The sequence below is a fragment of the Clostridium nigeriense genome (genome assembly GCF_050585265.1).
Taxonomy (GTDB): Bacteria; Bacillota; Clostridia; order Clostridiales; family Clostridiaceae; genus Clostridium; species Clostridium nigeriense_B.
On the sequence record NZ_JBNOOE010000004.1, the window covers coordinates 181,482 to 193,164 of the forward strand.

11 protein-coding genes and 2 pseudogenes are annotated in these 11,683 nt (G+C 27.2%); 11 read left to right on the forward strand and 2 right to left on the reverse strand.

Translation table 11 applies throughout. The features are described 5' to 3' along the window. Positions 1-2: 2 nt before the first annotated feature. From ACQPVP_RS05650 to ACQPVP_RS05695, 10 genes and pseudogenes are all read left to right on the forward strand, one after another. Positions 3-497 (forward strand): GNAT family N-acetyltransferase, encoded by a 495-nt coding sequence (locus ACQPVP_RS05650; protein ID WP_430840514.1) that lies wholly within the window; start codon positions 3-5, stop codon positions 495-497. A gap of 57 nt (positions 498-554) precedes the next feature. Further along, complete coding sequence (locus ACQPVP_RS05655; protein WP_430840515.1) at positions 555-1,025, forward strand: pyridoxamine 5'-phosphate oxidase family protein; 471 nt, start codon at positions 555-557, stop codon at positions 1,023-1,025. Positions 1,026-1,269: 244 nt separating this feature from the next. After that, on the forward strand, positions 1,270-1,833 hold the full coding sequence (locus ACQPVP_RS05660; RefSeq protein WP_430840516.1) for an N-acetyltransferase: 564 nt from the start codon (positions 1,270-1,272) through the stop codon (positions 1,831-1,833). Positions 1,834-1,861: 28 nt separating this feature from the next. After that, positions 1,862-2,188 (forward strand): hypothetical protein, encoded by a 327-nt coding sequence (locus ACQPVP_RS05665; protein ID WP_430840517.1) that lies wholly within the window; start codon positions 1,862-1,864, stop codon positions 2,186-2,188. Positions 2,189-2,221: 33 nt separating this feature from the next. Beyond that, complete coding sequence (locus ACQPVP_RS05670) at positions 2,222-2,902, forward strand: nucleotidyltransferase domain-containing protein (protein WP_430848034.1); 681 nt, start codon at positions 2,222-2,224, stop codon at positions 2,900-2,902. A gap of 650 nt (positions 2,903-3,552) precedes the next feature. After that, positions 3,553-4,314 carry a carboxymuconolactone decarboxylase family protein gene (locus ACQPVP_RS05675; protein ID WP_430848036.1) on the forward strand — a complete coding sequence of 254 codons (762 nt, stop codon included), beginning with the start codon at positions 3,553-3,555 and terminating at the stop codon, positions 4,312-4,314. A 128-nt stretch (positions 4,315-4,442) separates the two neighbouring features. Then, positions 4,443-5,273 carry an SDR family oxidoreductase gene (locus tag ACQPVP_RS05680; RefSeq protein WP_430848038.1) on the forward strand — a complete coding sequence of 277 codons (831 nt, stop codon included), beginning with the start codon at positions 4,443-4,445 and terminating at the stop codon, positions 5,271-5,273. Between the two features lie 311 nt (positions 5,274-5,584). Next, a pseudogene (locus tag ACQPVP_RS05685) lies at positions 5,585-6,076 on the forward strand (flavodoxin); the annotation flags it as partial. Beyond that, positions 6,077-7,138 (forward strand): annotated as a pseudogene (locus ACQPVP_RS05690) (iron-containing alcohol dehydrogenase). Between the two features lie 8 nt (positions 7,139-7,146). Then, positions 7,147-7,308, forward strand: a complete 162-nt coding sequence (locus tag ACQPVP_RS05695) for a hypothetical protein (RefSeq protein WP_430848040.1) — start codon at positions 7,147-7,149, stop codon at positions 7,306-7,308. A gap of 147 nt (positions 7,309-7,455) precedes the next feature. Here the strand turns inward: ACQPVP_RS05695 and ACQPVP_RS05700 are convergent, their stop codons facing one another. After that, on the reverse strand, positions 7,456-9,252 hold the full coding sequence (locus ACQPVP_RS05700; RefSeq protein WP_430848042.1) for a sensor histidine kinase: 1,797 nt from the start codon (positions 9,250-9,252) through the stop codon (positions 7,456-7,458). A 32-nt stretch (positions 9,253-9,284) separates the two neighbouring features. Continuing rightward, complete coding sequence (locus ACQPVP_RS05705) at positions 9,285-10,019, reverse strand: LytR/AlgR family response regulator transcription factor (protein WP_430848044.1); 735 nt, start codon at positions 10,017-10,019, stop codon at positions 9,285-9,287. 258 nt (positions 10,020-10,277) lie between these two features. Between ACQPVP_RS05705 and ACQPVP_RS05710 the strand changes: the two genes are divergently transcribed. After that, the coding region (locus tag ACQPVP_RS05710) for a SpaA isopeptide-forming pilin-related protein (RefSeq protein WP_430848046.1) at positions 10,278-11,683 on the forward strand (1,406 nt) is incomplete at its 3' end.

Sequence of the window (11,683 nt, forward strand, 5' to 3'; positions counted from 1 at the left end):
TTATGTATGAATTTAAGCAGATAAACCAAGAAAATTTTAAATTATTTCATGATTTTATGAATGATTATTATAGAGATGGAGAAGATTCGGATACAGCACAAGATAAAATTGATGGATTTATAAAAAAGTTATTTGATTTAATTCAAGAGAAGTCAATGTTTGGTGTTTTAGCATATTCTGACGATATTTTCATTGGTATAGCAATTTGGATGAAAGATACTATAGATCATGATTTTAGTGTAATACCTGGATATGGAACAATTGCAGAAATTGGTATAATACCTTCTATGAGAAAAAAAGGATTAGGATGTGTTTTAGTTGAGTATGCTGAAAAAGAGCTTCTTAGACTAGATATAAAGGGAATTTACGTTATTGCTTATGGAGCAGCTTTGAATTTTTGGCAAAAACTAGGGTATATAGAAAATGGACAAGTTGCATCAAATGGATTAACTATACTTGTTAAGAACTTAGAAAAAAATAAACTTCAATTTATCTAAGATTTTAAAGTAATAGGATTATTAGGATATTTAATATAAATGGGAAGGGGAGATATTATGGAAAGAAAAGCAAGTGAAATACAAAAGGAACGTATTAGAGAAATAGAAGAAAAAGCAAATAAGTTGCTTGAATTATGTAGTATTTTAACACTTGCATCTATAAATGAAAAAGGATATCCAAGAATATGTGCATTATCAAAGGTAAAAGCTAGTGATTTTCATGATATATACTTTGTTACATCCAAACGCTCTGCAATAAATGGAAAAGCTACACATTTTGAAAATAATACAAAGGCAAGTGTATGTTATACATTGGGTGGAGATAGTGTTACGCTTATTGGAAATGTAGAATTTATTGATGATAAAGAGATTCAGTTAGAGGTATGGAATGAAACAGATAGAAGATTCTTTAAAAAAGGAATTGATGATCCAAAATTCAGACTTATTAAATTTCATACAATAGAAGCAAGTTTTTGGATTGAAGGAAAATTTAGAACAGTTAAATATAAATTTGTAGGGGGATCGTAAATGCGTAGTGAGCAAGGATACTTACAGATGATTCGGATAAACGATATGCCCTTGAATGTTTAGTTGAAAAGCATTCACCTAACTATATTGAAGAAGGACAGAAAGTAATTGAAAATGGGTTGAATATAGTATGTGTAATTCAAGTTAAAATAGATCACATGACAGGTAAGGTAGCTATAGATATTGTGAAGTAAGGAATTTAAATAGTAGGCAAATAAATAGGAATTAGATAGGAGAATATAAAATGCTAAATGTATATGAAACATGCCCTAGATATGAAAATGAAAAATATCAACTTAAATTTGTAGCGAATGAAGACTATATTGATTTATTGAAAGTATATTCTGATAAAAAAGCAGTTTCCCTATTTAATAGTGATAATTGTGGTGGAGACGATTTTCATTATACTACAGAGCAACGCATGAAAGATGCTATTGATTATTGGCATTTTGAATATGATAGACAAGGGTTTGTTAGATGGTCAATTATAGATAAACATAGAAGTTCTGCTATTGGAACAATAGAACTGTTTCATAGAAATAGCAAGGATTATTTTACTGACTGTGGATTATTGAGATTAGATTTGAGAAGTGATTATGAGCAGACACAAGAAATTGAAAACATTTTATCGTTAATAATTCCACATACATTTGATTTATTTAAATGTAATAAAGTGGCTACTAAGTCTATATCAGAGGCATCTGAAAGAATTATAGCTCTAAAAAGGTTAGGATTTCAGTATACAGATAAAAAGCTAATCGGTCATGATGGCACAGAGTATAATTCGTATTTTGTACTTAAGAATTAGATAAATTAGAATTTGTAGGAGTATTATTTTGGATAGAGAAGAGAAAAGACAGACAATAAGGATGTTACTTTTGGGAGGAATCGTTATAGTTTTCATTATAACTTTATTTGGGTATAGAGTTTTACATAACAAAAGTTATAAAAATGAGGCTGTAGAACGAGGGGAATCAATTTATTTAAATGGAAAGGAGTATTGTTATGGTAGTCCTATTGAGAAGTATACTATTTCAAATATTTTGATTTGTAAGACGGATAATGGTAAAAAAATATATGAGATAAAGGAATATCCCAATTATGAATATATAGCAGTTTATTCTGCGTGGGATGGCACAATTTATGAAAGAGTAGAAAATTAAAAAACAAATTCCAATATATAGAGAGGGCGATTTATGAACTTTATGATAGAAGAAGTTACAAAGTTAATGGGAAATATGGTCGATGAATGGGCTGTTTGTGGAGGAGATGCAATTGATTTGTTCGTAGGAAAAACTACAAGATTACATAAAGATATGGATATTGCAGTATTTTGGAATGATAGGGAACAAATTATTGATAGCTTTCTTAATACTGGGTGGCGGATATTTGAGCCTGATAATGGGTTATTAAGAGAAATATTAAGTATTCAAGATGACTTATGTACAGAAGATAATTTATGGTGTATTAAGGCTAATTCAAACAGCTATGAAATTAGAAATATTTATGACAACTTTTATGAAATAACGACAGAGCGTAAACATCAAGATATTATGGATTTTATTGAACTTCTTTTTAATAGAAAAGAAGACGACTTATTCCTATATAAAAGAAATCCAAGCATTAATCTTTCTAATGCTATTCATTATACCAAAGAAAATATACCATATCTTGCACCAGAGATGGTTTTATTATATAAATCTATTTTTGTAAAATTTACTAAAAGTACACAAAAGAATGATATTGAAATGATAGTTAATTATAGGCATGACTTTGATGTTGCTATTAAAAATTTAAGTGAAAAACAACGTGATTGGTTAAGGAATGCATTAAATATTTCATTTCCTAATGGACACGAGTGGTTAGAACAATTATAGGTATAATAGAGCATTAAACTCCAATTTATGGTATATAATATAAAATCTTTAAATAATAAATAAAAAGATTATGTTTTAAAACTAGTCTAATAATATAAATTATCACAAAGCTTTTTAGTGTTAATTCAAGCATATCCAATATCACCTCCTAGTTATCGTGAAATAATCACCAATAACCCAGGAGGATAAAATGTTTAAAACATCCGTAGCCATTCTACTACGATATTTAAAATATTACCTTTAAATTATACCATATTCATGTGGAATAAAAGATGAAATATTCTAAAATGTTTATCATGCTTTTAATGAATGATAAATCATCAAATATAAGCATTAGACATGAATAAAAAAGAACGTTAATATGTAGATGTCAAAAAGATTATGTAAGAATACTGATATTCAAGAATGGTTAGAATTATCATTTGACGAAAATCAGATAAGAGTTTCTTTATAGCTAGTTGATAAATATATAGAAAAAATGAATTTATAGCTATGTTTGTATATAATAGCTAATTTTTTTATTAATGTTAATAGTTTTTTGTATTAAATAAGATTCCATAAGTAGAACTTATGGATAACATTAGTTATTGGAATTGTTTATTTTTATATTTAAAAATATGATATAAGTATAAAGAAAAGAGGTAATAAAAATGGCTATTTCAAAACAAGCAAAAGAATATCATGAAAAGATGTTTCTAGGTTATGTTTCAAAGTTTTTAGAAACTGATCCAGAATTTATTGAGTTATTTGATAACTTTGCATTTGATGAAGTTGTTAATCAAGATGATTTAGAAGATAAAACAAGATTTATCGCAATTCTTGCAACTTTATTAGGTTGTCAAGGAATTGATGAATTTAAAGCAATGTTAACAGCTGCTTATCATTTTGGCGTTACACCAATTGAAATGAAAGAAATTGTTTATCAAGGTGTTGCATATTTAGGGATTGGAAGAGTTTTTCCTTTTTTAAATGCTGTTAATGAATTTTGTGAAAAGAATGATATTGCTTTACCTTTAGAAGGACAATCTACAACAAATCTAAACAATCGTTTAGAAAAAGGAATTCAAGCACAGGTTGATATCTTTGGAGAACACATGCGAGAATTTTATCAATCAGGACCAGAAGAATCAAGACATATTAATAAATGGTTAGCAGATAATTGTTTTGGTGACTATTATACAAGAGGTGGACTTGATTATAAACAAAGAGAAATGATTACATTTTGTTTCTTGGCTTCTCAAGGAGGATGTGAGCCACAATTAACATCACATGCAGCAGCAAATATAGGAATTGGAAATGATAAACAATTTTTAATAAAGATTATTTCTCAATGTTTACCATATATTGGTTATCCGAGAAGTTTAAATGCATTACGTTGTGTCAATGATGCACAAAAGAGTTTGGAAAAATAGATGAGATACTTCATAGACTCTGTGATAATTCAGTTAATTGGCGTCTATGTCAATTGTTGAATGGGAGAGCAAGTGAAAAAGAATATTGAGTTGGATTGAAAGCTTAAATTTATAAGGTGGGAAAAAGAATGAAAGAAGTTATGATTGTAATAGGTGCTGGTCAAATTAGTATGGCTATCGCAAGAAGAATTGGTTATGGAATGAAAATTGTGATTGGAGATAAAAATATTGATAGTGCTAATACTATTTCAAAAATTATGAATGATGCTGGGTTTGATACAATTCCTTTTGAGATGGATTTATCATCTAGAGAATCTATTTTATCGCTTATTAAAGAAGCGCAAGAATATGGTGAAATTTCAATGCTAGTTAATGGAGCAGGTGTATCACCAAGTCAAGCACCTATTGAAGCTATTTTAAAAGTAGATTTATATGGAACAGCTGTATTATTAGAAGAGGTTGGAAAAGTCATTAAAGATGGGGGAGTTGGAGTAACTATTTCAAGTCAATCAGGACATCGTATGCCAGCTTTAACTCCTGAAGTTGATGAGCAATTAGCTACTACACCAACAGAAGAATTATTGAATTTAGAAGTACTACAAACTGAAAATATTAAAGATACATTACATGCTTATCAAATGGCAAAACGTTGTAATGAAAAACGAGTAATGTCTGAGGCTGTAAAGTGGGGACAAAAAGGAGCAAGAATAAATTCTATTTCTCCAGGTATTGTCGTAACACCATTAGCAATTGATGAATTTAATGGACCTAGAGGAGACTTTTATAAAAATATGTTTGCAAAATGTCCAGCGGGGCGACCAGGAACAGCAGATGAAATAGCAAACGTGGCAGAATTATTAATGAGTAATAAAGGAGCATTTATTACTGGAGCTGATTTCTTGATTGATGGAGGAGCAACAGCATCATATTTCTATGGGCCATTAAAACCTACTGAATAATTGTGGAAAGGGAGAAACTGAAAATGGAATATGTTAATTTGGGGAAAACTGGATTAAAGGTTTCCAAAATATGTTTAGGCAGCATGGGTTTTGGTAGTGATCGAGGAGAAATTAAAGGCAAGGTTCGAGAAAAATAAGCCAGAGAGATTATTAAACATGCTTTAGATATTGGAATTAATTTTTTGATACAGCTAATTACTATTCTTTAGGAGGGTGTGAAGAAATCTTAGGAAGAGCATTAAAAGACTATGCAAAGTTCAAATATATCTGATGAGTATATATCGCTTAATGAAAAGAATATATCAGAAGCTATGGTAAATAATGAAGATTCAAATAAATTCAAAAATACTCTTATTGTTTATTTCTCAAGAGTGGGGAATACAACATTTAAAGAAAATGTAGATGCTATTTCTTCTGCAAGTATTCAGATAAGAGATGGAAAAATAAAAGGAAATGCTCAGATTATAGCTGAAGAAATACAGAAGCAGGTAGGTGGAGATATTGTTTTAATAAAGCCTAAGGAAGAGTATTCAACTGATTATTATGAAACTGTGGAAAAAAGTCATCAGGAATTTGATACTGATGATTTACCAGAATTAGAAATGAGTATTGATAACTTAAATGAATATCAAACCGTTTTTGTTGTCTATCCTACGTGGTCTAGTGATTTACCTAAAAGAGTTGCAAGTTTTTTAGCACAATATTCAATGGAGGGAAAAGATTTGATTCCAGTTTGTACTCATGCTGGTTATGGGTATGGAAGTTCATTAGAAACAATTGAATTATTATGTCCAAATGCGCATATGAAAGAAAGTTTTGACATTACACATAATGAAATAGATGAAGTTGAACAGTTATCATTAGCGAATGTTGAAACTGTTATCTTTGATAAAGTTCAACCAAATCCATTAAAGGAAACTGATGAAGAAGGTGGAAAGTTTGCGAGAAAACATAAATGTGATTTCATTGTTGCATTAGGTGGTGGTAGTGTTATTGATTCTGCTAAGGTGATGGCAGTCATGGCAACTAATGATGGCGATTTATGGGATTATATAACAAGTGGTACTGGAAAAGGAGCACCAATCAAAAATAAACCTTTACCAATTGTAGCTATTTCTACAACTGCTGGAACAGGGAGTGAAGCTGATGCAGGTGCAGTGATTACAAATCCACAAACCAATGAGAAAGTAGGATTAAAGACACCAGATTTATTTCCTGTTTTATGTATTGAAGATCCAGAGCTTATGAAAAGTGTTCCAGCAACATATACTGCTTATCAAGGATTTGATGCATTGAGTCATAGTTTAGAAGGATATATTTAAAAATTTGCAAATCTTATGAGTGATATGTATGCTATTACTGCAATTGAAAATGTTAGTAGATATTTAGCCAGAGCTGTTAAAGATGGCAATGATATGGAAGCAAGAGAGCATATTGCTTTTGGAAATATTTTATCAGGAACAGTTATGTGTGTTGGAACAACATCTTCTCAGCATTCATTAGAACATGCATTAAGTGCATATCATCCCAATTTACCACATGGAGCAGGATTAATTATGTTATCAAGAGCATATTTTAAAAATGTGATTGATCATCATGTCTGTGATGATAGGTTTATCAAGATGGCTAAAGCTATGGGAAAAGAAGAAGCAAATGATCCATATGATTTTATTGAAGTGCTAAATCAATTATTAGAAGAATGTGGAGTTGCTGATTTAAAAATGAGCGATTATGGTATTAGTCCGGAGGAGTTTGGTAAAATGGCAGATAATGCAATGGGACCAATGGGTGGATTATTTGCATGTGATAGAGTTAAACTAACAAAAAAAGATGTAATCAGAATCTATCAAGAATCTTACAAATAGGGTGATGAGTGATTATAGCTGATAAAAGAGATTGGCATAATAACTTCTATGAGAAAAAAAGATTAGGATGTGTTTTGGTTGATTATGCTGAAGAAGAACTTCTGAAATTAGATATAAGGGGAGTTTATGCTACTGCATATGGACCAGCTTTAGGTTTTTGGAGAAAATGAAAATATATAAATAGTAGACAAGTTGCATCAAATGGATTGCTTATACTTATTAAGGAGTTATAAATAAGAGTATTAACGATATCTAATCGTTAATACTCTTATTTAATTTTTTAATACAAAACTAAAAATTTCACTTTATTTTTTATATTAGACTCCGAATAATATAAATGAAGTTACGAAGGTAAAATTATCATAAGTAATAGATAATTCACCTTCATATTTATTTATTGTATTTTTTACATTTTTTAAGCCTATACCATGAAAATAACTATCTTTTTTTGTTGTTCTAAAATCTTTATTGATTTTTACATTTTTATCAATAGAATTAGATATTTTACAAATTAACATATTTCCCTTTGACATTAATTTAATTTTTATATATTTATTATTTTTAACTTTAGATGATGCTTCAATAGCATTGTCTAATATATTACTGAATATTATACAGCAATCAAGTAAATCAATTTTTAAGTTTTTGTTTATAAAGATTTCTTGTGAAATTTGTATATTTTGTTTTTTAGCTATTTCTATTTTTTCACTTAATATAGAATCTAAAATAGGATTACCAGTATCAATTACTGACATTCTTTTTTTAGAAAAATTATTAATCATACTTGATATATATTTTTTAGAGTCTTCAATATTATTATTATCTATTAAATTATATACAGTACTTAAATGATTTAACATGTCATGTTTATAAGATTTTAGGTTTGAGTTTCTTTCATTTAAATTATTATAATATTTTAATTGATAATCTAATTGTAAATTTAATAATTTATTGTCATTTTTTATTTTTTTTAATTTAGAAATTTCTTTAAGTATATGTAATAAAATATATATTTCTATTAATATAGTACCTATATATATAAAGCTAATATTAAATTTATATGATTTAATATCATAAGAAATTATATCTAAAATACATGAAGTGAATAATATTATTAAAATATTTACTAAGCTTTTTAATTTCTTTTCTCTCTTTAATTCAAGAAGAATTATAAATATGCATACACAAAAGGTAATTAAAAATATTATGAGAAAAGTCCATTGTGATAAATAGAATGGAGATAATCCCATAAATTGAAGTAACATTAATACTAATAATAAGTAAAAATGAATTTTATAAAGTATAAGAATATATTTTTTATTTTTTAAGTTATATTCTAGATATATGTACTTATATAAGAATATAGGAAATAAAAATAAACTAATAAATTCTAAAAAGTACATTAATGAATAATTATTAAATATAAAAACAAAAAACTGAGATTCTACTAATATCCATATAGATGATAATAGAAACATTAGTGCTATGTAATATCCATTAAATATAATATTATGAGATTTTTTATAATATATAGAAACTAGTAAAAATATTATAGAAAAAATAAATAGCGATAATGCTAGCAATACATCAGGAAATCTTTCAAGAAGTAGTTCAGCTAAAAGAACTGATTTATTTCCAAACTTAACAACATTCAATGTTCCTGATAATTTATTATATGTTGATATAAATTCAATTTTCAATGTTTTTCCAAAGCAATCATCGGGTAGTTTAACCAACAACCATATTGAACCACCAGTTTTACCGTTATTTATAGCTCGCATAGAGTTAAAATTGTAAATAAGAGTATTATCTAAATAAATATTAATTTCTTGTTGAGAAGAACCTACCCTTAAATATGGATCTATTATATATTCATTAGGAATTTGTTTTTCAATACTAATAATATTTTCTGAAGTATTTTCTTTTGTGGAATAAGGCAAATCTATAATTTTATTAATATCTGTTCCATCAATTTTCAACAACCAATTATTAGAAAAATAATCCGAATTAATATATCTATAATTATATTCTGTGTATATTAGTGAAGATAACATAAAAAATAATCCTAAAAAAACAATCAATAAATAGCATATAGTTCTAATTTTAAATTTCAATGTTATATCTCCTAGTATTAATAATGTATAGTTTAAATATTATTTAAATCATTTAAAAGAAATTTAGTATATTGTTTTTTTAGATTTTTAATATACTTGTCACCGATTGGTAGAATTATGTCATTATAAGAAATTAAACTCCCAGTATCTATTGATTTTATATAGTAAGCATTTATTAAGAAAGAGCGATGTATTTGTATAAAATTATCGTTATTAATTTGTTTCACTAAATCTTTCATAGTGAAATAAAATTGCTCAGTACTTCCATCAGTGCTCATCATTGTAACTATTCTATTCTTTATCTCAAAAAAAACTATTTTATTCGTATTTATACATTTTATAGTATGTCCTACTTTATAATAGAAAAGATTTTTTTTGCTTGGTTGTATTAAGTTTATAGCCTTAATAAATACTGCTTCTAATTTATCATTATTTAATTCTTGCTTTAATAAATAATGTAATGGCATCATATCCAAAGCATCAAAAACATGTTCTTTACTTGAAGTTAAAAAAATAATTTGAGAGGTTAGACTAAATTTTCTAATTTTATTTGCTATATCTATACCTGTTAAATCATCAATTAAAACATCCAAAAAATATATATCTATATTATTTCTATGATCATCTAGATCAAATAAAAGTTGCTTAGCAGATGAATACTTAATGATGTTTACTTCAAGATTATTTTTAGTAGCTATTTTGCATAGCTTATTGTTTAAACTTAATAAAAAATCAGTATTGTCATCACATATACATATCTGAAACATTTTAACACCCCTATATAAAATAATTTATACAATATTATAGTTTAACTTAGTGGAAAAATCTAGTTTGTTACAAAAAAAAACCTTTTTACAACATTTTTAAACAAAAGTTCTAAAAAAACAATATACTCAATAGTGTATTTATTAATGTAATAGAGTTTCTTTTATAGGAATAGATAACTTTATTTAATTAAAGGGAAATTTATTTTCCATAGAAGAACAATATCAAAAAATGAATAAAAAAGAAAGGAGATGGGATTAATGAAAAAAGTAATAAGTTATTTATTGTTGATAACGATAATTTTTACTACTTTATCTAATTATCAACAGAAGTATGTAGATGCATCAGTTAACAATTCATATGAAGCTTATGCTAAGAATACATCAGAAGGAATGGTTTATTACATAAAAGATAATGGATCATCTAAAGTGGTATATTGCTTTAATCATGATAAAGCTCAACCACCAATGTTAGATTCAGGAACGAAACTTCCACAATATACAAAATTAGATTATTTAATATCAGATGATTCTAGTACAGTATCTAGTGGAGTAAAAAAACAAATTGCAGCAGTTTTATATGCAGGTTATCCTAATAATGCAATAGGATTACAAGAAAAATATGGATTGAGCGATGATAAAGCAAGGTATTATACACAAGATGCTCTTTGGTGCTTGATTAGAGGAGATACTTGGTTTGGTGGACAAGTATATGATTATTGGTCTGCATTAATGGAGTATGGTTTAAGTAACCAATATTATGGGGACGGAACTATTAATTTTAATGGTGAATTTAAATTAATCAATGATGGCCAAATTTGGAAAACTAATATTATATCAGTAGAAGGAACTTATAAGGAAAGTATCATTTTTGAAAATCTACCAGAAGGCATGAAAATTATTGATGCTGATACAAATAAAGAAATTGTTAATGGATTAAAAGTTGGAGAAAAATTTTATTTAACTTATACAGGAAATGAAATTAATAAATCACCATTTAATATAAAGTACAAATATCAAAATATTAATATTGATTTTTATAAGTTAATTAGTGGAACATCTGAAAAAGATTATCAAAATTTGATTGGATTAAATAAAAAGGATGCTTATAAAGATATTTCTATTGAAGCAGATAAAATAGATACAAGTATATCAATATCAGTAAATAAAGTATGGGAAGATGATAATTCAACAACTCGTCCAAGGGAAGTAGAAGTACAATTATATAAAGATGGTCAAGCTTACGGCAATATTGTTAAATTAAATGATGCAAATAGTTGGAAGCATCAATGGAGCAACTTAGATAGCACATATGAATGGACAGTTGATGAAGTTAATACTCCAGCAGGATATATTAAGAGTGTAACTAATAATGATACAAACTTTACAATTACAAATAAGAAGATTGTAGGTAAATTAGAAATAACAAAAACAGATGTATCAGATGGAAAATTATTACCTAATGCCGGATTCAGAATATATGACGAAAATAAGAATGTAATAGCAGAAGGACGTACAGATGAAAAGGGACTAGCAACATTTGAATTAGGATATGGAAAGTATTATTACCAAGAGTTTGATGCACCAAAGGGATATGTTATTGATGAAAAGCTATATCCATTTGAAATAAAAACAAATGGAGAGGTAGTAAAAGCAAGCATGACTAA